Source organism: Sporosarcina sp. GW1-11 (assembly GCF_033088395.1).
Taxonomy (GTDB): domain Bacteria; phylum Bacillota; class Bacilli; order Bacillales_A; family Planococcaceae; genus Sporosarcina.
In genome coordinates, this window is the sequence record NZ_JAPMIW010000001.1 from 293,812 (window position 1) to 319,542 (window position 25,731).

Below are 25,731 nucleotides of genomic sequence, written 5' to 3' on the forward strand. Positions count from 1 at the left end.
TCTGTAAAGCGATCATACTTCCCTAAAAACAGTCCCGGTTCAGCTAGACGAAAACGATAGATCGACTGCTTGACATCACCGACCATGAACAAATTGCCGCCTGCCTCATCGCCTTGTTTGATCACTTGTAAAATGGCTTCCTGCAGGAAATTCGTGTCTTGGTATTCATCCACAAGTACTTCTGCAAAACGACTTTGATAATCTTTCGCGATATCTGAAGGCACCCTCTCGCCATCTTGTTCTGTCGATAAAATCTGTAGCGCATAATGCTCCAAATCCGAGAAGTCTACGAGACCTCGCTCTTCCTTCAACGCTTGATAACGCGCGGAGAAGTCCTCGACTAAGCCGACCAATGTATGCATCAGTGGAGCCATCAAGCGAATCTCTTCAAGCAATCTCGCAGGTGTACGGGTAAAATACGTTTCTTTCAATGTGTTAATAATCTTTTTAACTGAATCACGCATCGCCTTGCCACGTTTGGCCAATTCTTCGTCGCACGAATCTTTTTTAATCGTTCCTGCCTTGACCCATTTCAATGTAGCAAAATAAGCATACGCATCTTCCCAACGACCATCGACAACATGTGCCAATGCACCGTCAATCCATGCTTCATCAGCTTTTGCCGTGTCTAGCAGTGGTAACGGGCCTTCATTCATTTCCGCTATGCGCTGTAAATCAAGCGCTACTGTTTTCGCTTCTTCCAACGTATGACGAATCGCTAATTTCAACGGTCCGATAAATGATAAGCCATCAATCGTCGCATCCTCACCAATTTCATACTGCTCGGGAATTAGTTTCAACCACTGCGCAGGATTCGGATGAACACGCGAATAGTCATAAAGCTTATCAATCAACGTCTCAATCGCCTGATCATTACGGTCTGCAGTAAAACTATCACTTAAACGATAAATCGCTTCAGGATTCTCTTGGCTATAACTATCTTCCAGCACTAAAGCGATCGTATCATCACGTAAAATAGCTGCTTCTGTTGGATCTGCTATTCGGAATCCTGGATCTATATCTAAAACATACGAATACTGCCGCACAACTTGCAGACAAAATGAGTGCAACGACGAAATCTGCGCTTTATTCAGCAAATTGAGTTGCCTGCGCAAATGAACGGAAGAAGGATCATTGACAATCGCTTCTTCAAGCGCACTAGCCATGCGATGGCGCATTTCAGCCGCTGCCGCATTCGTAAAGGTCACGACAAGGAGCTGATCGACATCTATCGGATGTTCCGTATTCAATACTTTTTCAATCATCCGTGTAATGAGGACTTTCGTTTTTCCTGACCCTGCTGCAGCAGAGACCAAAATATCTTTACCTGACGCATGAATCGCCCGCCATTGTTCATCCGTGAAGGTCTCATGCGCCGGTTTATCGGGAATTCGCATCTGGATCTATCTCCTTCCGCATCTTTTCTAATGATTCTTCTGGCTTCAACGCCGCATAGTTTCGTGTAGGTTGTGTTGCGTCCGTCTGGTCAAACTGGCAAATCGATTGATACGAGCAAAACGTACATGGCATATGTTCTTTCAAACGATACGGATAGACGCGCGTATCCCCTGACAACATACCGTCCCCAGCCTGCTGATGCCGTTTACGTACGAATGAACGCATCATATTCAAATCTTCCGGCGGCACTACTTTTGAAGTCGAATAAAACGTACCATCTTTTTTCAAGCGTGCCGGAATGATCAATGATTCGCTTTCTAGCTGTTCATCCATCCCAAGCGCGACCTCTGCATCCTCGATAATATAGCCTTGCATTTTATACGACTTCAGCAACTCTTTCTCCACAGCATCTTCGGACAATTCCTTCGTCAAACGCAACATCGGATTATGAACATACATATAGAGCACGCCCGCTGGATCCGCATAAACACCAAGCCAATCTTCCGCATGTTCAAGCGCAACGTCTAAATACGTCAACATTTGCAACGACAGACCGTAATACACTTCCGTTAAATCAAGCGCACGGGCAGATGATTTATAATCAACGACACGTAAAAACGTTTGATTATCTTTCTTCATCGTATCGACTCGATCAATGCGTCCCCTAATATGCATTTGTTGACCATTCTTCAAATGAATTTCTAGCGGTGCAATCTCTTCATTTGGACCAAAACCCGCTTCAATCGCAATAGGCGTAAAACGTGAATTCCGCGCTTGTGACTGTAATGCTCGAATCGTCCGCTGAATAATTTGCATCAACTTACGCTGGATATATGCATAGCGTTGACTCGACAGTAAAATTCGATGGAAAAATCTTGGTGCCAACGCATCAATCGCTTCCCGTCCAAGTTGCCAACATTGTTCTTTCGTTAGCGCCGCCCAAGATAGTCCTTGACGCATCACTTCATCCGATACCCACTTCAACGCTGCGTGGAATAAATCCCCGATATCTGGCGCTTCTAATTGAAATTCAGTACGCTCTTGTAGTCCTAGCCCATACGTCGTAAAGTGCTGGAATGGACAACTATAATATGATTCAATACGCGACACACTCGTCGTGAATGAAGAACCGTATAGTCCTATCGTAAGATCCGCATCAAGCCTCTCTGTTTTCTGACGTTTTAGCGCTGGTTGCACGATAGATTGAATAATGGACGACCATAGGGGATCTTCTTTATAATACGCAAGTACCGCCTGCCATTCCGGTGCAATTTCATCTTGTGAGTTCGCTTGACGCATCACACGCACAGCGTAGGATAGTGCCACTTCCGGATGCTCAATATATGCCATTTTATCTTCTGCTTCTGGCAATTCCGTTGGCTCAATAACCGCTAACTCTAGCGGTATACCTGATGAAATTTGCTGTAGTCTCGGTATATAAAGCGATGGAATAAGCGCTTTACCTTCTTCGTCGGCGATCGGATAACTAACAATCAAACGCTCACTCGCCCCTGTAAACGCACGATACGCCATATACGACTCGCGCATTAGCTGCATTTTAGAAGTAGGAGCGAGGGTGATACCTAGTTCACTGAACAGTTCTCGATCCCCGTCAGACAGTAGACCTTCACGATCATTGCGGAGCGGTAACACCCCTTCATTGGCGCCGAGTACGAATACCGCTTCGACGTCCATTGAATTAAATAGTTCAACTGTCGTCACTGTCACTTGATCAAGCGAAGGTGGAATCAATTTGAACTCTAGTGTATCAAAACCTTCATCCAAAATTTTAATCGTTTCCGTGACGGGTAGTTTCTTGTCACCAAACATGAGCACGAACTGATCGAGTACATTGATCCAACTATTCCATGCTTGTTCATGTTCAGCGGCTGCTTGCAATCGATTTTCCCGTTGCTCATCTTGTTGTAGCTTAACCATTTTGTCGTAGATGTGTAGCGACTCCATCGTAAAGAACAACGCTTCCGCCACATCACGTCCAGTTTCGGCCTCTTTCAACTTCTCTTGCAACTGGTTAATCGGTCCACGTATCAAATCACGCGTTTCTGCAAACTCTGCCTGTGTCGCAAGCTCTTCATCGGTTTGAACAGTACGAACCATCTCTAACCCCCGGTATCTGCTAACCTTCCATCTTTCTTCATCCAACCAACGATTTCTGCCATGAATTCCTTTCGCAAGAACGAAATTCTCTAATCGATCCGCTCGCTCACGCCACATCCGCCGATCTTCATTCACGGGGAAAAACAAATCGGTCTTGACCGCACGGAATACCGCCTCATACGACCAATCTGTCCGAACCGCCTCAAGCATTGAACGTGCAAACTCAATTAACGGATGATGTAGCATCGGTTTCTTCTGACTGATAAAAACCGGAATATCATATTTTGAAAACGTCGTCCGTATCAATTCATCATAAACGTCAGGCTGTCGATAAAGCACTGCCATCCCGCGATACCGTTTACCTTCGCGCATCATCTTTCGAATCGAACGCGCCACCGCATGGACTTCCGCCCGACGATTGGTCGCTTCGATTAGGTGGATATGACCATCCGCCTCTCTCGATTGTGGGGGATAGCGATCAAACTGCGCTTCTAAATGAATTAACTCGTCATTCGCAAAGCGTTGCATCTCCGTTAAATGCACTCGTTCTTCACTAGCAACTGATTCATTGTGTGCGATTTGTTGAAGTGTTACGTATTGTTGCTCCGCTGTATAAAATAATTCATGTTCGCCACTTCGGATCTGATCTTCCATCGGCAGCACAACCGTCACACGCTTCGTATATTTCATCAGTTGCGTAATAATAGTATATTCTTGCGTCGTGAAATCCCCGAAACCATCTATGTAAACAGAGGCCTCTTGTAGCCACTCGGAATGTTCTATTTGCTCAGCCAACGCATTCAGCTGACCTTCGCTATCCATATATGTCGTACCGAGTCTTTCTTCAATCTTCGCAAGCAGCAGCCCTAGATCATGCGCTTTATCTCTTAAAAGCCGTGGCGCTTGTTGATCTTCAAGTAAACTCGTAACTGCGGCGAATGACTGCTGATCGATACAATATTTGCTGAACTCTTTCATAATGTCACTAATCTGCTCAGCAAATCCGTGTTTTGAAGCGGCTTGGCGGAACAGTTTAAATGAATCTTTATTCTCTTCTAGCACACTACGCACAAGCATGCGATAACCAAAGCTATCTACTTCTTCCCGCGTAATGCCCCCCACTTCTTGCAGCACGCGCCAGGCCAGTCGTTTAAATGTCAACACCTGCGCCCGAATCATGCCCGTCAGTCCACACTTCGCGGATAGGCTATACTCCATCGAATAAGACAACTGATCCGGCACAATGACAATAATCGGAGCCCCTATCGGCCGCTCCTTCAGCTCCTCCGCAATTTCCCGCTCAATAAAAGTCGTCTTCCCCGTTCCAGAACGACCCGTAACAAAACGTAACGACATCAACCTCTCCCCCTTTGAACAAGATATACCTTATAAAACTACCCAGGCGTGTGATCTCGGATTTTCGCTTCGATCTTAGTTTTTAATTACAAGAAATTAGGTGTGTGTGCTAGACACGTCAAGATATTTCTGTGTGTAGAGAAGTAATTCATCACTCTACTCACTTCGGCGCTGGCGGATGGCTTCCGCAATAAGCCAGATAGGAAGAGCGCCTATCTGGCTTATCGCTCCGCCTACCGCTTGTAAGGCGCCTACGTTTAGTGAAGAAAAGTAATAAGGCTAGTCCTATGAAGTTCATAAGTAATTGAGTGATTTCTAGACACTTTTTTATGCTTCTGTATGCGTGATGTAGTCATCATTGAACTCACTTCGGCGCTAGCGGATGGCTCCCACAATAAGCCAGATAGGAAGAGCACCTATCTGTCTTATTGCTCCGCCTACCGCTTGTAAGGCGCCTACGTTTTTTGTGTAGTATTAGTTAGCAAGTACATTGAAGTCAAAAAGTGAAATCCAGTAAGTTCCAAAGCCTACCAAAACTATACTGTACTCACTAGCGGAGGCACAACTGCGGGGTCAGCCGAAGCCATGAGACAACTAGCGCGAGACCTTCGCTTGTTGGCTCATGGCGGGAGGCAATCCCCCACGTGCCGAAGCGGTGACAGAAAGGTGATCTTTACTATCTTCAGTACCCGAAAAGTTAGTAAGGGATTCAGTAAGTTCTAGACACTTCAATCCTCTTCTTTATAAAGTGAAGTAATTCATCATTGTACACACTGCGGCGCTTGCGGATGGCTCCCGCAATAAGCCAGATAGGAAGAGCACCTATCCGTCTTATTGCTCCGCCTACCGCTTGTAAGGCACCTTCGTTTGGTGAGGGAAAGTAAGTAGCATAGTATTTTAAAGTCTAAAAGCGAATTTACTATGTACCAAAGACTACTCAAACAGCTTTGTGCTCAAAAAGCGGAGGCACAACTGCGGGGTCGGCCGAAGCTAGGAGACAACTAGCGCCTTTTGCTTGTTGGCTCCTGGCGGGAGGCAATCCCCCACGTGCCGAAGCGATGATAGAAAGCTGACCTTTACTACCTTAAGTATCAAAAAAGAGTCGTGCAACGATCCAACACAAAATGGTTTTACCCAGTAACAAAGCCTACTAACACTATTCTGTACTCACTAGCGGAGGCACAACTGCGGGGTAGGCCGAAGCCATGAGACAACTAGCACGACCTTCGCTTGTTGGCTCATGGCGGGAGGCAATCCCCCACGTGCCGTAGCGATGATAGAAAGCTGACCTTCACAAACATAAGTATCGGAAAAGAGTCGTGGAACGATCCAACACAAAATGGCTTTACCCAGTAACAAAGACTACTAACACTACACTGTACTCACTAGCGTAGGCACAACTGCGGGGTCAGCCGAAGCTAGGAGACAACTAGCGCGACTTTCGCTTGTTGGCTCCTGGCGGGAGGCAATCCCCCACGTGCCGTAGCGATGATAGAAAGCTGACCCACACTATTCAGCACCGCAAAAAATCGAGCAACGACACAAAAAATCCTGCCCACTCTTTCTTCCATTGTACCGAAAGAAAAGAGAGACAGGAAACGTTTGCATTCATTATTTTTTATCCGACTCATGAAGACTAGAAAAACTTTTGAAATCAGCCTCCACCTTCCGAGTCAGCCTACGTTCAAACCACTTACCAACCAACCACAACAAGAAAATCACAACAAACATAAGCAACGTACGAATCGGCTTCGTAAACAACGCCCGAATATCATACCCAATAAACGTAATCATCATAATCATCACAAGCTTCCCAAGCATCAACGCAAATAAATAATTCTTCTTATTCATATTCGACAGCCCCGCCACCAAATTCACTAGCGCTGAAGGAGTGAACGGAAAACAGATCAAAATAAACAACGGACCAAAACCATTGCGCTCTATCCAATGAATCAATTGCTGCACGCGTACAGGTCGAGTTAGAAACGTGAAGAAGCGATTATCACCATACTTACGAATAAGCAAGAACACCGCATACGAGCCCGCCACCGTTCCTACCCATGACAAGACAAAACCGTACCAAAAACCGAACGCAAGAGCATTCGCAATGACGAATACGACGAGTGGCAAGAAAGGGAGAAATGCCTCTAAAAACGGAGGAAGAAGCCCGATAAAAAAGCCTAGATCCTCATACTGATTAGCCAAGTCCTCAACTTTATTAACCGACAGCCATTCATTCATCGCAAACACCCTCACCGTTTAAAATTATGTAGATAAATTCTTATGTAAATTCAATGATGTACGTTAATATACCACTTATTATAGTATAATAGCAGACAGATTCTGATAGAAAGATGGGCTGCTTAGTGAATACAACCTTTTCTCAAGGCCTGAAAGCAGGTTCAAGCATTGCAATTGGCTATTTTCCTGTCGCTTTAACATTCGGCCTACTTGCCAAAACGACTGGTCTGTCCATACTTGAAGCAACAGCTATGAGCCTGTTTGTTTACGCAGGCGCCGCACAATATATGGCACTTAGCTTACTAGCTACTGGCGTCGCACCTTGGCTCATTGTCATGAATACATTTATTGTCAATATCCGTCATTTCCTAATGACCGCTTCATTGAGTGAAAAAGTGGAACCGGCGCCAAAGTGGATGAAAGCCATCTACGCGTTCGGCGTGACCGATGAAACGTTCTCGGTGCTCGCAACCCAGAAGAACCGCAAAATAACGACCGCTTTCGCATTCGGTGTTGCGTTAATCGCTTATAGTAGCTGGGTCATCTTTACTGCCGTTGGACATGTGATCGGTGCCAACTTGCCTCATTTTTTACAGAAAGCAATGTCCGTTGCGCTCTATGCGATGTTTATCGGACTTCTCGTTCCGTCGATGAAAGGCAACCGGAAAGTCGTCCTACTAGCAGCAATTGGGGCAGCTATTCATTGTGCTTTGTACTACTCGAATCTATTGTCTACAGGTTGGTCGATTCTCGTCGCAACGCTCGGTTCAGCTATTCTAGTTGAAATTCTTTATATGAAAAGTAAAAAGAATGTTGATCACTGGTCTGCACAAAAGGAGGCGAAAAACTAATGGGTGCTTCCTATTGGTGGATGTTGCTAGGCATGGCGATTGCTACATACTTGCCTAGAATGATCCCTTTGACGTTTCTTGACGGAAAAGAGTTGCCGCCGATTGTTAGCGGTGTTTTGCGCAACATTCCGTACGCAGTGCTCGGTGCGTTAATATTCCCTGCCATTTTACATATTCAAGAAGATATGTTATTCGGAGTCATCGGTACCGTAGTAGCATTCTCGCTCGCTTTCATCGGACTCGATGTGATGTTCGTCGTGATTGGAACAATTGCAGCACTTGCTGTCTATAGTTTGTTTTAAGTTCTCTTACCATTATTATCCCCGACACGTATGTAATTAAAACAGCAAAAAAATTTGAATTAGAAAAGCGGTTTTCAAAGAGCTATCTTCTTTGAGAACCGCTTTTTTCATTCCTCCATCTGATGCGCCCGCGCGTTTTTCATCATGCGCGATGCATACCAGAAACCAACTGTCAGTGACACAGCATCTGCTACGTAAAGTAGCCAATTATGCGTATAACCTGCGTAAACAGACGCCGCAATCAAAGCCAGGGTGAGAATGAGACCTACTATGTGATGAAACGTAACGCGAGTAAAAAATATAACCAACAATCCAGGGAGCACTATCGCAAGCATAAGCTTCGTTTCAAAATCATGCATATACGCTCTCTCCTTTTAACGCACCGTAAGCATACCTAAACGGAAATGGTCATGTCGGAACAACACTTGTTGCTTCAAACGTACCTCTCCATCGCGGCCAATGACTTGCAATCGGCAATGTGCAGCATTTACTTGAATGGCATCATATAATTCATCTTCATTGTGAATCGTAATTCCATTCACAGATTTTATCAGATCACCAGGAATGATACCCATTTTTTCCGCTGGGGAATCTTTTAATACTGCAACAACGAAAATACCTTCTGTTTGCGGTACGAGTAATACGGATTTCTTTTGCTCTGTTAGCGGGATCAATATAGACAATAGTAGACGGCACAAGACGCCTGCAAGTAACGCAGTCCATCCTAGAACCGGCATCCAAATTGCCCCAATCCCTACAGCCGTTACTACAATACCAAGCCAAGTGATCGCTTTCCCCATTTTAGGGAACAACACATCAGGGAATGTAGATCGAACCATTTGTTAAAATCCAATTACTAAAGGAATCGGTACGAACGAAAACGACTCCGCGCCTAACGTGAACTGTGGCCAGAACGGTGCAAATTCGGAAACCATATGGCCCGGCACTAAAAGAACGACAGGAACAATCCAAAGTAATTTAGATTGATAGATCGCCCCGCGCATCCCACGTTGCGTAGGTACAAGTAATGGAGAAGCATAACGCGCCGCATAGCGACGAATCAATGAGCCTTCTGTAATTAAGAACAGCCCCGCTATAATCGGTACCGTGATTGCTATTGTACCGAAAAAGTCTAGATCTTCTTGTACAAACCAGCTGCCTACAGAAAAGTCCCCTGCCCATCGATCGAGTGCCACGAGTGCGAAAAATGCAATTGCCGCATAATAAATAGGCGATGCCAGCTTATAGGAAAACGATACGATTACAAGTATCATGACGATTGATAGAATAATAATCCAATTAAAATCGACAATTAATCCTACACCTGCAATAATAATAGACAAAACCAGTCCGTGTAACCATGCAGAAGAAATGCTGTGTTTCATTTCTGAGGAACCGTTCTTAATGCTGATTTTGAAGTCTTTTCGCTCTTGTTTTACACGTTTGGAACCGAGCATAAACGCAGCCAGTATAGCTAACAACCACACTGGGTTTAGAAAAAAGTAAAGTAATGCATCTTTAATATTGAGTAGTAGTTCGCTAGACATCATCTGTCACCTTTCTCGCTTGTCTAAACAGCTCTTTTCCCCATTGTACAAAAAAAGCAGAGAAATAGCGAGAGTGTTCTCCACGAACTGCAAACTTTCGAGATTCATAGAAAAAACGCACCTCATAGAGATGCGCTTTGGCTGTAAATAAAATGAAATGGAAAGTAGGTATAATACCGTTACTCTGCGTTCCAGGCGGACGCGTTCGGGAGGACCCGCGGTGAGCCGACCTTCGCTTCGCCCTTTGGTCGTCTCTCCTGTCGGACTGATCCTCCCCGAGTCGCCGCCTTGCACTCCGATTCACTGGTTTACTTTTCTGAAGTTAGTAAGTGGATAGTTCAGCTTTTCATTTAAAATTAATAAGTAAAGAACATACATTAAGTCACTAAATCACTATATTGATTTCTCAAAGTTTTTATATTCTAGCTATAGGATTGGAGCGTAAGAGGGGATGGAAGCGACACATGTGCTACGCTCCCTGGAAAGCGTCCCCCACTGAAGCGAGAGCCGTTGCGAAGTACGGCTTTTGCGAGTAAAAGCGTAGCGTTAGGAGCACATCTTTGAAATAAATCCCGGACTACTCACTAAGTGGTTTTACTCCGTCAACTCATTCACTAAATAATCCACGGCCATTCGCAACTGCTTGTCGTTCTTGTCGTCTGCTCGGTACTCCTCTGCTGCTTTCTTTAAATCAGCGAAGAACACTCGATCCATCGTGTGGTTCTCTGCTAGTTGGCGGTCCGCACGGTAGGAGTGTACTGCGTTCGCGGTATCTTTGTCAAAATAGCCATCTACTCTGCCCGGACGGTAATCAAAAGCCTTTAGCATCCGCTGTGCATAGGCAATTTGGTCATTGAAATGACCTTCTGAAAGCGTGTCTGTCACCATTTGCAAGTGCTCGGTGAATAGTACGCTTTGTTTCACATTAATATCTGCCTCGACCCCTTTGCCGTGAATCCATTTCTCTTTCGGTGTCAGCCATTTATTTGTCGATAACTTCAATTCGCCACCATTGGATAACTCCATCGTTTCTTGCACAGTACCTTTACCGAAACTCGTAGTTCCGATGATTGCACCACGCCTCAGATCTTTGATAGCTGCGCTTAGCACTTCACTAGCAGAGGCACTTCCTACGTCTTGTAAGACAACAATCGGAATTTTCTTCAAGCGCTCATTGAACTCCAAACTCTCGGACTTCTCTGTTACGAGTGGCGTTAAATTCCCTTGCGCATCTTGCATCACAACAAATGCGCGATCTTCTTCCAATAAACTACTAGAAATTTCAGAGACAGCCATTAGATAGCCTCCTGGATTTCCACGCACATCGATGATAATTGCTTGAACCCCTTTTTTCATGATGTCGGACGTTGCTTTCTGCCATTCTTTTGCTGTTTCTTCACCAAACATCGTTAGTGCTATGTATCCTAATTTAGCACCTCGTTCTTCAAAAAACTGTTGCGACACGGATTGCACGGGAATATGATCTCGAACAATTGTATATTCCATATGCTTATCTGCTTCCGGTCGGAAAATCGTTACTTTCACTTCCGTTCCTTTTTTACCGCGAATACGAGTTACTACTTCTTGAAGCGTCTCGTTACCCAACCTCTCCCCGTCAACCCTAACAATTTCATCATACGGTTGTAAACCGGCTTTTTCTGCCGGTCCTCCTTTAATGGGAGCGACGATAATATACTTGCCGTTCGTTCTTGTCACTTCTGCGCCAATCCCGACACGAGATCCCGCGAGTGATTCACGATGTGCTGCCGCTTCTGCTTCAGTCAAATAACTTGAATACGGATCGCCAATCGTATCCGTCATCCCACGCAATGCACCTTCAATCAGTATGTCCTTTTGAACTGGATATACCGCCTTCTCCTGAATCGCCTCATACACTTCATCTAGCACTGGCATTGTACTGATTGCTTGTGTCTGTTTTGACTCTGACTTACCGCAACCATTCAATCCAATAGCAGCTGCAATCAGCAACATTATAACTACTAAAAAAAGCCTGCCCTTACGCATTCATTCCCTCCTCCTCTCTTCACTATATGAAGAAAGACAAGAAGTTACGACACGAGAACAGACTCTTTTATCAGTCCATGGAATCTATTAATTCATTCAATGTTTTTTCATCTAACGGTCCAATGATCTTTTGTGCAATGCGCCCCTGCGTATCAATCATATACGTAGTAGGCATAGAGAATACACCATACAATTGCGTCACTTCTGCTGTTTCATCTAACGGAATTGGAAAGCTTAATTCATAAGAGTCAACAAAGTTCTCTACTTCACTGACACCTAATTTCTCTGATTGGGTTACATTCACTGCGATCAGTTCCACTTGATCTTCATCGGTCAATTTCGAATAAAAACTTTCCATATGCGGCATTTCTGCTTTACACGGCGGACACCATGTCGCCCAGAAGTTCAAAATCACTTTTTTACCTTTTAACTCTGATAGCGTAACGGTTTCACCAGCAAGCGTCGTTAGCGTGAAGTCAGGGGCTTGTGCATATTGTTCCAATCCCTCTTCCTGCGCCTCTGCTACATCCGTTTGACTCAATGTAGTAGCCGAAGTATCTATAGACTCTGGTTTATCTAGTGAATTCTGTACCATCAAGAAAATTAGCGTACCGATAACTAACGTACTAATAATATAGCCGATCATTCTTTTACTCACTGCACATCTTCCTTTCTACTTATCGGACGTGCTGACACACGCTCTATTCCCCATAGTAGCAAACCGATTAAAATCGTTGTGATAAACGTTGTAAGTAAAAAGCCACCTGACTGAAAAGCCGACACCATAAAATGAACCGCAATCCAAATACCTGCTAATTCACTAACTGTATTGACGTTCTTTCGATAACTCCAAAACGCTAAAATGGACAACAGGAAAAACATCGTAATCGTAACCACTTTAACAAACAGATTGTCTTCGTTAAGTAATGCCATGACCATTTGATATACGGTCTGCCAACTGAGTAGTGCGAGCAACAACGACCATTGATCGATGCGTTGCCACTTCTGTCGATAGGCTTGCCAAAGCGTATGCAGCCCTACTAAACTTAGGGCCAACAGCCACCCTACTGTCCCTCCATGAAAGTATAGTATGGACAATGGGTAGTGTAGTACAGTTGAAAAGTCCGTCAAAATCACGGAAAGTTTCCAAATAATAATTACATTAAAAAATACATTGCCTATACGTTCCCCATACGTCTTGCCAAAATAATAGCGAATGACTAGGTAGGTTATGGCGAAACCAACAATGAACGCAATCCATGATGAAGGCACTGTAATCGAACCAATAGGATAATACTGCATCGCCAAGCACTCCTTCCTATTAGTAGGCATATGAAAACCTGCCAGTTTATAGGCAGGTTTTCTTCATACTATATTAAAATCCAACGTAATGCAAAGGGTTGACTGCGCTTGGACCGGTTGCCGAGAAGTTACCGACATGTACTTCAAAGTGTAAATGCGGTCCTGTGGATAATCCTGTACTACCTACGGCACCGATTAATTCACCTTTACCGACATGAGCACCTGAGCTTGTACCAATAGTGGATAAATGAGCATATACGGTTGTTAATATCTGTCCTTTAACAGAATGTGTAATCATAATGATATTACCAAACCCACTCATGTTTCCCGCATACGATACGACGCCATCCCCTGCCGCTACAACTGGAGTTCCCATAGGCGCGCTAATATCTATACCGCGGTGTTGTCTTTTCACTTTAGTGATTGGGTGCGTACGCAAACCAAATCCTGAACTATACTTCCCTTTTGTAGGCGTCGTCCAAAACCCACTAGATATAACAGGAAGTTCGCTTGCTGGTATCGACATGTCTTCTGATAACGCTAGCTTCCTTGCTTGTTCTTTTCTAGCTATTTCTGCTAGACGTTCCTGTTCAGCTACAATCTTCGCCTCTAATTTTTTACTTATCTTGATCGCATCATCATATTCTTCTTCTAAGCTCGTTTTTTCTCCTGATAGCTTTTCTTGCTCTTCTTCAAGATTTCGTACGAGCTCTCTCTTTTCTAACTTTTTCTCTACTAGTTCGTCTTTCATTGCTTGGATTTTGAGTTTACGTTGTTCTTGTTCTGCCAACTTCTGCTCGACTAACGCTTTCTCTTCTTCCAATTTCGCCATATCTGCTTCTTGCTGTTCTAAAATCTTACGGTCCGCATCCATCAGCGTAGTAACTGCCGAGAAACGGTCTATAAAATCAGAAAAACTATTTGCTCCAAGCAGTACATCGATATAGCTAACTTTTCCACCCTTTACCTGCATGACACGGATGCGCTCACGTAATACTTCATCACGCTCCGCGATTCGGTCTTCCAATTCTTTGATAGATTCTTGTAGTACATTAATCTCTCTTTTTGTCTCATTCATTTCGGCAATAATACGATCCATATTCGCATTAGTCTCTTCTATCTTCTCATTCAGTAATTTTACCTGTTTGATCAGTTGATCGGCTTTAGATCGCTTTGCTTCAATTTGAATTTCTTTTTGCTGAATAGTGGAATTCAAACTGTTCTTCTTATTTTCTGCCGCTTTTTTCTCGTTTTGTAGATCTTTCAAGTTATTTGCAGAAGTTCCTGAACTACCAACTACCGTCGTCAATAGACAGACCGCAAGAACGCTTGAAATGATCCGGCATCGCTTTTTCAAATTCCAGTTCTCCCTTCCGTACCCAATTCTCTTACACTCTTAAGAACTTTCTAACAGACATAAAACTCCCCCATACACCGATGAACACTGCAATGAAAATTAGCAAAAAGTTCAACTGAAACAGGAATGGTGACGGGTCTAGCAATTTAAATAATTGATTTTGCAATTTATCATCCCATACAGAGTATAGTCGCGCATATGACGTAGTAATTACTACCATCGGGACAATCGCACCTAGTATTCCAAGCCATACGCCTTCAAGCATAAAAGGGATACGCACAAAATTGTCTGTTGCCCCTACGAGTTTCATAATATCGATTTCTGTCCGCCTAGCGACGATAGTTAATCGAATAGTATTAGATATAAGGAACATCGCAGTAAACAGTAAAGCCAAGATCAATGTTAGTCCTACATTTCGTCCGACTTTTAGAACTTTGAATAGCTTTTCTACTTTTCCCTCTCCATACTCCACGTCATATATATACTCATACGTACTGATTTCTTTCGCAATAGTTGCTGTTTCTTGCGGATTTGAAGCTTTCACATACAATGCGTCACCGAGCGGATTGCTCTGTTTATGAAGCGCTAGCTCATCTCCAAAAGATTCAATCATTTTCTCAAGTTCCTGATCACGGGTGAAATACGTTACTTCTTCCACTCCCGGGGTCTTTTTCACTCGTTTCAGCAGTTCTTGGACCTGGACGCGATTCGCATCTGGTTCGGCAACTACTTTTATTTCCACGTCATTTTCGATATTATCTGCTAGCTGATTCAAGTTCATCATAATGATGAAAAACACACCAATCAGCAATAAAGTGACAGTCACTGCACTAACAGAAGCAAAGGTCATCCAGCCATTGCGACTGAGACTTTTAAAGCTTTCCCGCAAATGACGTCTAAACGTTCTATATTTCATTGCGGTACTCTCCTTCATACTCATCTCTTGTGATTAGACCGCCTTCGATTTGAATCACTCGATGCTTTTGTGTATCGACTATCTCTCTATTATGCGTAGCCATGACAATCGTCGTACCTTGTGCATTAATGCGCTCAAAAATCTTCATAATTTCCCATGAAGTTTCGGGATCCAAATTTCCTGTCGGCTCATCCGCAATAACTAACTTCGGTGAGTTGACGATTGAACGAGCAATCGATACACGTTGCTGCTCTCCGCCCGAGAGTTCATTTGGAAACATTCTCATTTTATTTGTGAGTCCAACCAACTTCAAAACGTCTGTCACTTTTTGTCGAATCACACTAGGAGCTTCTTCAATTACTTCTAGTGCATACGCTACATTCTCATAAACAGTAAGCTTAGGCAGTAATTTAAAATCCTGGAAGACTACGCCAATCTGTCTTCTAAAGTATGGTATATCTTTACTACGTATTTTTGATAGTTCCGTGCCATTAATAAAAATCAATCCACTTGTCGGAACTTCTTCACGATACATCATTTTAATAAAAGTTGATTTACCCGCGCCACTCGGGCCAACGACATAAACAAATTCCCCTTTTGAAATCTCAACATGGATTCCGTTAGAGGCTACAACGCCATTTGGGTACTTTTTGTATACATTTTTCATCACAATCATACATTATAACCACCTGAACTATGTTTTTCTCACATATTCGCCTTTCTAATTATAGCATGATTCAGCATAGCTAGTATTACAGTTATGTATCAAATAATCTCTGCAAGCGATTTAGCAACTATCCATTCCAAACCGCTATATAGACAAATAGACCGCCCTTAAGGAATCCTTAAGGGCGGTCTAGTATTACAATCTTATTTCTTTTCAGCTAACCAAGCAGCTACTGCATCCGCTTCTTCGCCTTTAATGATACCAGGAGGCATAGAACCTTTACCATTTACGATTACGTCATGGATTTCATCCTGTGAAAGAGTCCCACCGATTTTATCAAGTGCAGGTCCCATTCCACCTTCTAAGTTGCCACCGTGACAAGACACACAGCTTTGCTGTACAATCGCTTCGGCATCTACAGTAGTAGTTGCCGCACCATTATCTTTCGTAGCGTCATCAGCTGGAGCAGATGACTCTTTATCACCGCCACAAGCACCAAGTACTAATGCTGCACCGAAAAGTGTAGCCAAAAGTTGTTTCTTCATGTAATATCCTCCCTTTTACGTAATATTTCCTAACAGTAGTTAGTATACCAAAAAAACACCGTTTCATGGCAAATAGAATTGACAAGTTTGCAAACTGTAAAATCCTATCTTTGATACGGCTTATCTTGCATAGTGTACATTCTATAGTATTAACCAAAACAGCTTAATTCAAACATTAATTTTTACTTAGTGTGTAAAAGCATTTTCCTAACGTTTCCTTACTTAAGTTCAAAATTAACTGAATTATTTGAGTTAGTTAGGTTATAATCCAGGATTTAATGCAAAGATGTGTTTCCAACGCTACGCTTATGTACGCAAAAGCCGTTCTACGTTACAGCTTTTGCTTCAATCCTATAGTTTGATGATAATTACTTCTAGACGCCATTGTAGTTATCAAGTTGCTTTGTTTTGTTTTTTTAGATTCAAGTTCAAATGAAAATACTAAGTAATTAGCCAAGCCTTCACTTACTATCTTCAAAAAGAAACACTAGTGAAACGTAGCGCAAGGCGGCGACTCAGGGAGGATCAAGCCCGACAGGAGAGACAACCAGGGGAGAGAAGCGACCGGTTGGCTCACCGCGGGCCCTCCTGAACGCGTCCGCCTGGAGCGCAGTGAAACGGTATCATCCCCACTCCTACTTAGATTCCACAATTCAAAAAGGACAGCACAAGGCTGTCCTTTTGAGTTAAGAAATTCGTGAACGTAAGTACGCGTTGATAAATGGATCGAGTTCGCCATCCATAACTGAGCTAACGTTTCCTGTTTCTTCATTTGTTCGGTGGTCTTTCACCATAGAATATGGATGGAAGACGTATGAGCGAATTTGACTACCCCAACCGATTTCTTTTTGCTCACCACGTATATCCGCGAGTCGTGCTTCTTCTTCTTCGACGCGAATTTGATAAATCTTCGCTTTTAATAAATTCATCGCACGTTCCCGGTTTTTAATCTGTGAACGCTCCGTTTGACACGTAACGATTGCACCTGTTGGAATATGCGTCATCCGAACAGCAGAATCTGTCGTGTTAACGTGCTGTCCACCTGCACCACTTGAACGATACGTATCGATTTTAATATCTTCTGTTTTAAGATCTATTTCTATATCGCCATCAAATTCGGGCATCACTTCAATAGATGAGAAGGAAGTGTGACGTCTACCCGAAGAGTCAAATGGTGAAATTCGCACTAAACGGTGAACGCCTTTCTCTGCTTTCAAATAACCATACGCATTATGGCCTTTGATGCTGAGTGTTACAGATTTAACACCCGCTTCGTCACCTGCTTGGTAGTCGAGCGTTTCAACTTTAAAGCCATGGTGTTCAGCCCAACGTGTGTACATACGAAGCAACATAGATGCCCAGTCTTGGGATTCCGTTCCGCCTGCGCCTGAATGTATTTCTAATACCGCATTATTTTTGTCGAATTCATCGCTCAAAAGCATTTGTAGATCGAATTTATCCATTCGTCCTTTAAACTCTTTTAATTCAGAAACGAGTTCTTCTTGTAATTCTTCATCTGCCTCTTCACGAAGTAGTTCAAGCGTCATTTCTAGATTTTCTTGTTCCTCATTCAACTCGTTATATTCGCCGACAATATCTTTTAGTGCATTGGACTGTGCGATTACTTTCTGCGCAGCATCTTGGTCATCCCAAAATCCTGGTTCAAGCATCATTTCATCCAATTCTTGCATGCTAGCCTCTTTGTTTTCTAAGTCAAAGAGACCCCCTAAAGTCCGCTAATTTCTTAGCTGTTTTGTCGAGCTCGTTCCGAACTTCGGATAATTCCATCATAATATTTTCCTCCTGAGTGGTTGTTTCTCGTTATGCTTTGCCGTGGCAATTTTTATACTTTTTCCCGCTGCCACATGGACAAGGTTCGTTACGGCCAATATTGACCGTACGTCGAATCGGCTTTTTACGTACCGCTTCTCCATCTTCTTTCGGGTTGTTCGCTTGCCCTTTCGCCACTTCTTCACGTTCCAAGTTATTACGGATTTCTGCCTTCATCACATACTTCGTCGCATCATTTTCAATGGACATCAGCATATCTTCAAACATCGTAAATCCTTCTGCTTGGTATTCACGTAGCGGATCGTTCTGTCCATATGCACGTAAATGAATCCCGTTACGCAGTTGATCCATCGCATCGATGTGATCCATCCACTTTGTATCAATCGCACGCAACAGGACGACTTTCTCAAATTCACGCATACGTTCTTCGGACATTTCTTGTTCTTTTTCATTATAGCGTGCAATGACCATTTCGTGTATAAATGATTGCAATTCTTCTGGAGTTTTTTCTTCTAACTCCGCAATTGTCACCGAATCTTCCGGTAGTAAATTAGCTTCTAAGTAATCTTTTAACCCTTTAGCATGAACCGTATTGTCCTCCGTGTGAATAGCAACTACGCGCTCAATTACCGAATCAAGCATTCCTTCAAGTACAGGACGAATGTTTTCGGAACCTAATACATCATTACGTTCTTTATAAATCACTTCACGTTGTTGACGTAGTACATCATCGTACTGCAACAAACGTTTACGTGAATCAAAGTTATTACCTTCTACTCGCTTCTGAGCAGACTCCACAGAACGTGAGACCATTTTCGATTGAATCGGTGTCTCGTCATCCATTCCAAGTTTCGTCATCATAGACTTCATTTGCTCCGAACCGAAACGACGCATCAACTCATCTTCCAATGAAAGGTAAAACTGCGTAATTCCCGGGTCCCCTTGACGTCCAGAACGACCACGAAGCTGATTATCGATACGTCTAGACTCATGGCGCTCTGTACCAATTACAGCAAGACCACCAACATCTTGAATATGATCTCCAAGCTTAATGTCCGTACCACGTCCCGCCATATTCGTAGCGATTGTTACGGCACCTTTTTTACCAGCATCTAAAATAATTTCAGCTTCACGCTCATGGTTCTTCGCATTCAAGACGTTATGCGGAATACCATACTTTTTCAAGTATGCAGAAATAATTTCCGAAGTCTCGATTGCAACCGTACCGACTAAAACTGGTTGCCCCTTTTCATGACGCGCTTTAATATCTTCAGCGACTGCTTTGTACTTGCCATCCATTGAAGCGTAGATTAAATCAGGACGGTCATCACGTGCAATCGGTTTGTTCGTTGGAATCGCAATAACGTTCATATTGTAAATATTACGGAATTCTTCTTCTTCGGTCTTCGCTGTACCCGTCATACCGGCCAGTTTTTCATACATACGGAAATAGTTCTGGAACGTGATCGTCGCTAACGTCATCGACTCATTCTGAACTTCGAGACCTTCCTTCGCTTCAATCGCTTGGTGTAATCCGTCACTATAGCGACGTCCTTTCATCAAACGTCCAGTGAAGGAGTCAACGATAACGACTTCGCCTTCTTCTACTACATAGTCTACGTCATTATGCATACTAACATGCGCCTTCAACGACTGATTAATCGCATGGTTGAGTGTAACGTGTTGCAGATCAAATAAGTTATCGATACTGAACGCTTTCTCAGCCGCTTCAATACCAGACTCAGTCAATACAACACCTTTAGTCGACTCTTCAAATGAATAGTCTTCATCTTTTTTTAGCGTAATAACGAAACGATTCGCCAGGCGGTATAGCTCTTGGGCTTTAGCAGCTTGACCTGAAATAATGAGCGGTGTACGTGCTTCATCGACTAAAATGGAGTCCACTTCGTCAATAACAGCATAATGGAGCGGACGCTGAACTTTATGTTCATTGTAGAGCACCATGTTATCGCGCAAATAATCGAAGCCAAGTTCGTTATTCGTACTATATGTTATATCTGCTTCATAAGCTTCACGCTTTTCTTCCTTGCTTAAGCTATTTAAGTTTAAGCCAACCTTCATACCTAGGAACTCATATAATTTGCCCATCTCTTCTGCGTCACGACTAGCCAAGTATTCGTTGACTGTTACGACGTGTACGCCTTTTGACGTCAACGCATTCAAATAAACAGCGAGTGTTGAAGTTAACGTCTTCCCCTCACCAGTCTTCATCTCTGCGATATTACCTTCGTTTAGTGCAGCGGCACCCATAATTTGTACGCGGAATGGATAAAGTCCAAGCGCACGTCGAGCGGCTTCACGAACGACCGCAAATGCTTCCACTTGCAAATCTTCTATCGTTTGCCCTTCTTGATAACGCGCTTTAAACTCTACTGTCTTCTCGGCCAACTGTTCGTCTGACAACTTTTCCATGTCACCAGCTAACATTTCTACCTGGTCGGCAATTTTTTCGAGACGTTTCAAGTCACGTTTGTTCGGATCAAACATTTTATTCAGTACACCAAGCATTTAGGTCACTTCCTTATAACATCATCAATCAGCAGGAACTACCTGCTAGTTGTATTATTTCCATCAAACGTTAAACGTTTATCTTCAATCGTATACAATTTTGAGTCACATTTCATTTTAACATTGTAAAAAGCTAGGCGCAAATGGTAGGGATTTTAGTTCTTGCCCTATATTGGAGGTGGGAAGTATACCATTTCGCTGCGTTCCAGGCGGACGCGTGTCTTACGGGCCCGCGGTGAGCCAAGCGAACAGCGAAGGGTTCGCTTTGCCTTAATTTCTGCGGTCTTTGCAGAAATTAAGGCAACTGTGCTCCTAACGCTTCGCTTTTACTCGCAAAAGCCGTTCTTCGTGACGGCTTTCGCTATGCTCCTTTGGTTGTCTCTCCTGTCGGGCTAATCCTCCCAGAGTCGCCGCCTTGCACTTCGCTTCACTAGTGTTTAGTCCCGAAGTTGGCGAACGTAATGTTCAGCTTATGAGTTTGTCTTTTCGTTTGAACTTAAATAATTAAAGAAACAACATAAAGTCACTTACTTTTTACAATGAATCTTTAAACTACTTGTAGTATCTCTGTAGGATTGAAGCGAAAGAAGAGGCAACTCCTGGATTAGCGTGAGTCTGAGACCCTAGACTGAGCAAGTGCCGTTGTGAAGTACGGCTCTCGTAAAAGCGAAGCGGTGGAAGCACATCTTTGCATAAAATCCCGGACCACACACAAACCAACCAGCCCTCAAAAATCAAAAACCAAGCCCTAATTTTCTGGGCTTGGTTTATTACGTTTGATTTAGTTAGTTTCGATTAGGCCGTATTTGCCATCTTTGCGCTTGTAAACGATGTGTGTGCCCTCAGACTCTGCATCCGTAAAGATGAAGAAGTTGTGGCCTAGCATGTTCATTTGAAGGATGGCTTCTTCTTGATCCATTGGCTTCAAGTCGAATTGTTTTGTACGTACTACGTTGAACTCGTTTTCATCCTCAAGCAGCTCTTGCGCATTGTTGTTGTTATCTTCAACAGATGCGAAAAATGCCGCTACGCCTTCGCGTTCGCGGGACTTACGATTGACACGTGTTTTATATTTACGAATTTGTCGCTCTAGCTTGTCGACGATCAAGTCAACTGCTGCATACATATCGTTGTGACGCTCTTCTGCACGTAGAGTCAAATTCTTCATTGGAATCGTTACTTCCACTTTCGTTTGCTTATCACTGTACACTTTTAAGTTTACATGAGCTATCGCATTTGTACTTTCAGTGAAATAACGCTCTAGTTTATCAATTTTCTTCTCAACATATTCTCTAATTGCTGGAGTAACCTCGACGTTTTCACCGCGAATATTAAAATCTAACATATGAACTCCTCCTTTATTTACACCTTCACTACTATACTTCTTCATAGTACCCTTAAATACCTTCATGAAACGTAAGAAATTTGCCGAAACTTCGCATTGTTATAGTAATTTATTGTTTTTCCTTCATCAGACGCGCATAATGCTTCAGTTCTTCAATAATAATTTCTTCTACTTGTTGCCCTTCATTGAAATCAAAGCCATACTGAAACCCTTGATCCAACGTTGTTTTCCATGCTACATTACCTAGAACTTCGAAGGGGTACTCGTGAATTTTGAACTCCAGTTGCAAGGCAAGCTTTTCAGATCGTACCGGCAAATCAAATAGTGTAAAAAATTTCACACCACCTGTACTAATATCTAAAATCTCACATAGCCCTTCATTCGACAATTTCTTTTCTTCATTAGTCAATTGAATTCGGAAGGTTGCTGGAAGATGCGGATCAAATGAATATCTAAAGTAGTCGTGCCTATTATATCGCATAATCATTCCCCTTCTATAAAATTCTAGTATGTAAAAAACCAGAAGAGTTATACTCTCTTCCGGTTGCTATTTCTTTGTATCGTAATACGCACCGTCTTGCATCATGTTCCCATACGGATTTGTATAACTAGTAATGTGTTCTTTTTTTGATTGAGATTGTGTAATATTTGCGCGAATCGCTTTCATGAAGCGGGCAAGATTCGACTGCACTTCTTTTTCAATCGTCATCAACTCTTGTCCCGCTTCTTTCTCAGCAGCTGTAAATGGTTGAGCAATTTGCGATTGTAATTTATCACGGTCGTCCAAAATTTTTTCGATTTGCTCAATTACTTCCTCACGCTTCGTTTCTTCCACTTCATTCGTCAACGCAATCAATTGAAGGGAACGTTCGCGCCATACAGTCATAGCAGGGCGTATCATATCTCACTCACATTCGCGAATTGTTTGGTACGATTCATTTGAATAACTTGTTTCCATGTATCACGAAATTCTGTAATGATTGCTGCTGCTTCATCAAACATCGCTGGATCATTCTTAATATTTCCGTCAATCAGGCGACTGTTAACAAACTCATACAGCACCAACATATTCTCTGAAACAGGATAAGATGTATCTAGTGTCAACATTAATTCAGTCACGATGGCTTGCGCTTTTTGAATTGCAATATTTTTTTCTTCAATATTACCTTCCCCTAACGCCTTTTTCCCTTGCTGAATAAACTTCAGGCAACCGTTATATAACATCAACGTCAATTCGCCTGGTGAAGATGTTGTCACTGCGTTATTTTGATATTTCTCATAAGGATTATTAGTAACCATTTATGTCATACTCCTTTTCCCGAAAAAGTTTCGTTACATTCCGCCGCCAAGTGAACTCATTAACTGCGCCGATTGAGCATTTGCACGGTTAATTGCAGTCTCCATCGCATTAAACTGTTTCCAGTAGCGATTTTCCATCATTGACAGCTTTCTTTCAAACCGTTCAATTTGTTGGTCCATACTTTTTAGCGAACGACCTAGCGCGAAAGTGTCATTGATAGATGTTGAACTACCCGCTTTTTCTGAGATCTTTTTCTGTGCATCTTGTAATTCCTTACGATATGCATGTGCAATGCCCGAGTTTTCCGGATTGTCTTTGTCATTGCGCCCAATAAGATCGTAGACAGCATTTGGATTTTCCGCAATTTTCTCACGAAGCTTGTCTTCATTGATTGTCAGTTTCCCATTGTCCAAATAGTTTTTCGTAGTTTCAATACCTAAATCTTTCAGGCTGATTTTAATCGCATTACCATCTTTATCCGTAGTATCAACGGCTTTTGACATAATGCTACGAAGATTCGACAGCATGGTAGAAATTGCTGGATCATTTCGCATCGTACCGCTCTTTGCTTTTTCCTCCCACAGCTCGATTTCTTTTTCTTTCATCTCTGCCTTCTGTTCATCGGAAAGCGGGTGGAAAGCTTTAAACGTTTTTTCTTTAATCTTACTATTTAGCTGTTCTATCATCTCATTGTAATCATTGACAAACTGCGTAACTGAATCAACAATTTTATCTACATTTGTAGAAGAACTGAATGTTACAGGAGCAGTCGTTACTGCTTTTAATGATACTTCAAAACCATTGATAGTGAATGTATTGGATGAACGCGTCGTTTCGAGTCCGTTAAATATAAACTCTGCGTCTTCTCCAGAAGATGATTTTGCAGTATTTGGTACAGTTTTATCTAACTTTAAATCTTGCATCAGCGTACCCGTGCTTGTGATCTCAATTTCTCCAAGTCCACTATTTTTAGCACTCATCGCAATTTTTCCAGTTGCTGAATCATAAAATGCGCTGACACCCGTTTTTTCATTGATCTGGCCTAAGACAGAATCGAGCGTATCTGTTGCCTTAATAGTAATTTCTACTGCATCTCTTCCAGGTGCTTTTATCGTCAATTTCTGATCGTCATCAGTAGTGAAGATCCCTAACTCTTTAAGCGATTTTGTCTTCGCTTCTGTATCCGTAATTTTTTCTGCAGGATCACCGTGCGTTAGTTCTCCGCCTTGTAGCGTAGCTTGTTTTGCAAGTTTTTTAATTTCAAGCGTGCCCGAAAAGTCATTTGCGGATGTCTTAGACGTGATACTCGCCGCTTTCTCATCGGAAACTGTTACGTTTTTCTGTAAGTACGTCCCCTGCTTCATCACCGTATCAAACAGCTTATCACTTGATTTTCGTAAGTCGCGGTTTGTGGAACGATAATCATCCAACATCCACTGTGTATATTGTTTTTTTTGCGTAATTTTATCAAGCGGCAATCGATGCGCTTTCATCATATCTCTAATGATTGACTCTGTATCAATACCGGATGCTATTCCACCGATTCTCATTATACCTCACACCTTTTTCAAATTTTATGATCTACCAATAATCCGATGAAGTCTTTCATCGCTGCATGCATATCCAACAGTTTCTTCGGTGGGATTTCCCGCACCACTTCATCTGTTTTGGAATCCACGATCGTAACGTAGTATTCATTGAGCTTATCATGATATTTAAAGCGTAGCTGAACGTTGACGCTTTCCAAAAAGTTGTTCATCCCTTCAGTTAACTTCTTAGCTTCCATTTTCGTAAGTTCATGTTGTTCGTCTGCTGAAGGTTGTTGCACCGATTCTTTGACTGGTTGCACTTCAACTACTACCCTTTCGTTTGAAATGGGCGCACTATCGTAAGTTGCATTCACTGGTTGTGGCCCAGATCCACTGCCAATTCGGCTAACCATAATGGAACCCCCTGTCTCCAAGAACATTCGTTATGTATAATATCGGATGAAAATCACCGTTGTTAAGTATACTCAAGAAATTCTCATCCTATCTGTTGGTTCTTGACTTTTGATAGCGAACGTTACACAAAACCTATTTATCGGTTCATAGTATTTCAAAGATTAAAACAATAGCTGTTTAAGAAAGTTTCCCGCTCAA

Annotated in this window: 22 protein-coding genes and 1 pseudogene (1 of these 23 only partly in view); 2 read left to right on the forward strand and 21 right to left on the reverse strand. The window is 42.7% G+C overall.

All coding sequences use genetic code 11. The features are described from left to right. From addA to ORD22_RS01470, 3 genes and pseudogenes are all read right to left on the reverse strand, one after another. Positions 1–1,403 (reverse strand): annotated as a pseudogene (gene addA, locus ORD22_RS01460) (helicase-exonuclease AddAB subunit AddA) (it extends 2,295 nt beyond the left edge of the window). Next, complete coding sequence (gene addB, locus ORD22_RS01465) at positions 1,381–4,872, reverse strand: helicase-exonuclease AddAB subunit AddB (RefSeq protein ID WP_317644066.1); 3,492 nt, start codon at positions 4,870–4,872, stop codon at positions 1,381–1,383. The pseudogene addA and the gene addB overlap by 23 nt, the downstream one beginning before the upstream one ends. A gap of 1,611 nt (positions 4,873–6,483) precedes the next feature. Next, positions 6,484–7,113, reverse strand: a complete 630-nt coding sequence (locus ORD22_RS01470; RefSeq protein WP_317644067.1) for a TVP38/TMEM64 family protein — start codon at positions 7,111–7,113, stop codon at positions 6,484–6,486. 113 nt (positions 7,114–7,226) lie between these two features. Here ORD22_RS01470 and ORD22_RS01475 point away from each other — a divergent pair, with 113 nt between their 5' ends. Together ORD22_RS01475 and ORD22_RS01480 are read left to right on the forward strand one after the other, a co-directional pair. Then, positions 7,227–7,964 (forward strand): AzlC family ABC transporter permease, encoded by a 738-nt coding sequence (locus ORD22_RS01475; protein WP_317644068.1) that lies wholly within the window; start codon positions 7,227–7,229, stop codon positions 7,962–7,964. After that, positions 7,964–8,266 (forward strand): AzlD domain-containing protein, encoded by a 303-nt coding sequence (locus ORD22_RS01480; RefSeq protein WP_317644069.1) that lies wholly within the window; start codon positions 7,964–7,966, stop codon positions 8,264–8,266. The genes ORD22_RS01475 and ORD22_RS01480 overlap by 1 nt, the downstream gene beginning before the upstream one ends. A gap of 107 nt (positions 8,267–8,373) precedes the next feature. Here the strand turns inward: ORD22_RS01480 and ORD22_RS01485 are convergent, their stop codons facing one another. The 18 genes from ORD22_RS01485 to flaG form a co-directional block, all read right to left on the reverse strand. Beyond that, positions 8,374–8,625: a CsbA family protein gene (locus ORD22_RS01485; protein WP_317644070.1), complete on the reverse strand. Its 252-nt coding sequence runs from the start codon at positions 8,623–8,625 to the stop codon at positions 8,374–8,376. A gap of 15 nt (positions 8,626–8,640) precedes the next feature. Further along, positions 8,641–9,105, reverse strand: coding sequence for a PDZ domain-containing protein (locus tag ORD22_RS01490; protein ID WP_317644071.1), 465 nt, complete (start codon positions 9,103–9,105; stop codon positions 8,641–8,643). A 3-nt stretch (positions 9,106–9,108) separates the two neighbouring features. Then, positions 9,109–9,813 carry a hypothetical protein gene (locus ORD22_RS01495; RefSeq protein ID WP_317644072.1) on the reverse strand — a complete coding sequence of 235 codons (705 nt, stop codon included), beginning with the start codon at positions 9,811–9,813 and terminating at the stop codon, positions 9,109–9,111. A gap of 594 nt (positions 9,814–10,407) precedes the next feature. Continuing rightward, positions 10,408–11,838 (reverse strand): S41 family peptidase, encoded by a 1,431-nt coding sequence (locus tag ORD22_RS01500; RefSeq protein ID WP_317644073.1) that lies wholly within the window; start codon positions 11,836–11,838, stop codon positions 10,408–10,410. 70 nt (positions 11,839–11,908) lie between these two features. Next, positions 11,909–12,496, reverse strand: a complete 588-nt coding sequence (locus ORD22_RS01505; protein ID WP_317644074.1) for a peroxiredoxin family protein — start codon at positions 12,494–12,496, stop codon at positions 11,909–11,911. Then, positions 12,493–13,140 carry a hypothetical protein gene (locus tag ORD22_RS01510; RefSeq protein ID WP_317644075.1) on the reverse strand — a complete coding sequence of 216 codons (648 nt, stop codon included), beginning with the start codon at positions 13,138–13,140 and terminating at the stop codon, positions 12,493–12,495. Before ORD22_RS01510 ends, ORD22_RS01505 begins: the two co-directional genes overlap by 4 nt. Positions 13,141–13,213: 73 nt before the next feature. After that, a complete protein-coding gene (locus ORD22_RS01515) occupies positions 13,214–14,497 on the reverse strand; it encodes a murein hydrolase activator EnvC family protein (protein WP_317644076.1) in 1,284 nt (427 codons plus the stop codon). A gap of 31 nt (positions 14,498–14,528) precedes the next feature. Then, the gene (gene ftsX, locus ORD22_RS01520; RefSeq protein ID WP_317644077.1) at positions 14,529–15,413 is read right to left on the reverse strand and encodes a permease-like cell division protein FtsX; all 885 of its coding nucleotides are present in this window, start codon (positions 15,411–15,413) and stop codon (positions 14,529–14,531) included. Continuing rightward, positions 15,403–16,089: a cell division ATP-binding protein FtsE gene (gene ftsE / locus ORD22_RS01525; RefSeq protein ID WP_317644078.1), complete on the reverse strand. Its 687-nt coding sequence runs from the start codon at positions 16,087–16,089 to the stop codon at positions 15,403–15,405. Before ftsE ends, ftsX begins: the two co-directional genes overlap by 11 nt. 194 nt (positions 16,090–16,283) lie before the next feature. Continuing rightward, the gene (gene cccB / locus ORD22_RS01530; protein ID WP_317644079.1) at positions 16,284–16,625 is read right to left on the reverse strand and encodes a cytochrome c551; all 342 of its coding nucleotides are present in this window, start codon (positions 16,623–16,625) and stop codon (positions 16,284–16,286) included. A gap of 686 nt (positions 16,626–17,311) precedes the next feature. Next, a protein-coding gene (gene prfB / locus ORD22_RS01535) for a peptide chain release factor 2 (RefSeq protein ID WP_317644197.1) occupies positions 17,312–18,413 on the reverse strand; the annotation gives its coding sequence in 2 pieces (ribosomal slippage) (positions 17,312–18,340 and positions 18,342–18,413; 1,101 coding nt in all). Between the two features lie 33 nt (positions 18,414–18,446). Then, positions 18,447–20,945 (reverse strand): preprotein translocase subunit SecA, encoded by a 2,499-nt coding sequence (gene secA / locus ORD22_RS01540; protein WP_317644080.1) that lies wholly within the window; start codon positions 20,943–20,945, stop codon positions 18,447–18,449. A 781-nt stretch (positions 20,946–21,726) separates the two neighbouring features. Further along, entirely contained in the window at positions 21,727–22,290 is a 564-nt protein-coding gene (hpf, locus tag ORD22_RS01545) for a ribosome hibernation-promoting factor, HPF/YfiA family (protein ID WP_317644081.1), read from the reverse strand. Between the two features lie 109 nt (positions 22,291–22,399). Beyond that, entirely contained in the window at positions 22,400–22,771 is a 372-nt protein-coding gene (locus ORD22_RS01550; RefSeq protein ID WP_317644082.1) for a PilZ domain-containing protein, read from the reverse strand. Positions 22,772–22,837: 66 nt separating this feature from the next. Next, entirely contained in the window at positions 22,838–23,191 is a 354-nt protein-coding gene (gene fliT, locus ORD22_RS01555) for a flagellar protein FliT (protein ID WP_317644083.1), read from the reverse strand. Further along, positions 23,188–23,589, reverse strand: a complete 402-nt coding sequence (gene fliS / locus ORD22_RS01560; protein ID WP_317644084.1) for a flagellar export chaperone FliS — start codon at positions 23,587–23,589, stop codon at positions 23,188–23,190. Before fliS ends, fliT begins: the two co-directional genes overlap by 4 nt. A gap of 33 nt (positions 23,590–23,622) precedes the next feature. Further along, positions 23,623–25,140 carry a flagellar hook-associated protein 2 gene (locus ORD22_RS01565; protein ID WP_317644085.1) on the reverse strand — a complete coding sequence of 506 codons (1,518 nt, stop codon included), beginning with the start codon at positions 25,138–25,140 and terminating at the stop codon, positions 23,623–23,625. 17 nt (positions 25,141–25,157) lie between these two features. Beyond that, positions 25,158–25,532 (reverse strand): flagellar protein FlaG, encoded by a 375-nt coding sequence (gene flaG, locus ORD22_RS01570; RefSeq protein ID WP_317644086.1) that lies wholly within the window; start codon positions 25,530–25,532, stop codon positions 25,158–25,160. Between the last annotated feature and the right edge of the window lie 199 nt (positions 25,533–25,731).

Bases quoted from the DNA above. Each gene is read 5' to 3' on its own strand.
- addB (WP_317644066.1), bottom strand. From the start codon at position 4,872: ATGTCGTTACGTTTTGTTACGGGTCGTTCTGGAACGGGGAAGACGACT.
- ORD22_RS01470 (WP_317644067.1), bottom strand. From the start codon at position 7,113: ATGAATGAATGGCTGTCGGTTAATAAAGTTGAGGACTTGGCTAATCAG.
- ORD22_RS01475 (WP_317644068.1), top strand. From the start codon at position 7,227: ATGGGCTGCTTAGTGAATACAACCTTTTCTCAAGGCCTGAAAGCAGGT.
- ORD22_RS01480 (WP_317644069.1), top strand. From the start codon at position 7,964: ATGGGTGCTTCCTATTGGTGGATGTTGCTAGGCATGGCGATTGCTACA.
- ORD22_RS01485 (WP_317644070.1), bottom strand. From the start codon at position 8,625: ATGCATGATTTTGAAACGAAGCTTATGCTTGCGATAGTGCTCCCTGGA.
- ORD22_RS01490 (WP_317644071.1), bottom strand. From the start codon at position 9,105: ATGGTTCGATCTACATTCCCTGATGTGTTGTTCCCTAAAATGGGGAAA.
- ORD22_RS01495 (WP_317644072.1), bottom strand. From the start codon at position 9,813: ATGTCTAGCGAACTACTACTCAATATTAAAGATGCATTACTTTACTTT.
- ORD22_RS01500 (WP_317644073.1), bottom strand. From the start codon at position 11,838: ATGCGTAAGGGCAGGCTTTTTTTAGTAGTTATAATGTTGCTGATTGCA.
- ORD22_RS01510 (WP_317644075.1), bottom strand. From the start codon at position 13,140: ATGCAGTATTATCCTATTGGTTCGATTACAGTGCCTTCATCATGGATT.
- ftsX (WP_317644077.1), bottom strand. From the start codon at position 15,413: ATGAAATATAGAACGTTTAGACGTCATTTGCGGGAAAGCTTTAAAAGT.
- ftsE (WP_317644078.1), bottom strand. From the start codon at position 16,089: ATGATTGTGATGAAAAATGTATACAAAAAGTACCCAAATGGCGTTGTA.
- cccB (WP_317644079.1), bottom strand. From the start codon at position 16,625: ATGAAGAAACAACTTTTGGCTACACTTTTCGGTGCAGCATTAGTACTT.
- secA (WP_317644080.1), bottom strand. From the start codon at position 20,945: ATGCTTGGTGTACTGAATAAAATGTTTGATCCGAACAAACGTGACTTG.
- hpf (WP_317644081.1), bottom strand. From the start codon at position 22,290: ATGTTAGATTTTAATATTCGCGGTGAAAACGTCGAGGTTACTCCAGCA.
- ORD22_RS01550 (WP_317644082.1), bottom strand. From the start codon at position 22,771: ATGCGATATAATAGGCACGACTACTTTAGATATTCATTTGATCCGCAT.
- fliT (WP_317644083.1), bottom strand. From the start codon at position 23,191: ATGATACGCCCTGCTATGACTGTATGGCGCGAACGTTCCCTTCAATTG.
- fliS (WP_317644084.1), bottom strand. From the start codon at position 23,589: ATGGTTACTAATAATCCTTATGAGAAATATCAAAATAACGCAGTGACA.
- ORD22_RS01565 (WP_317644085.1), bottom strand. From the start codon at position 25,140: ATGAGAATCGGTGGAATAGCATCCGGTATTGATACAGAGTCAATCATT.
- flaG (WP_317644086.1), bottom strand. From the start codon at position 25,532: ATGGTTAGCCGAATTGGCAGTGGATCTGGGCCACAACCAGTGAATGCA.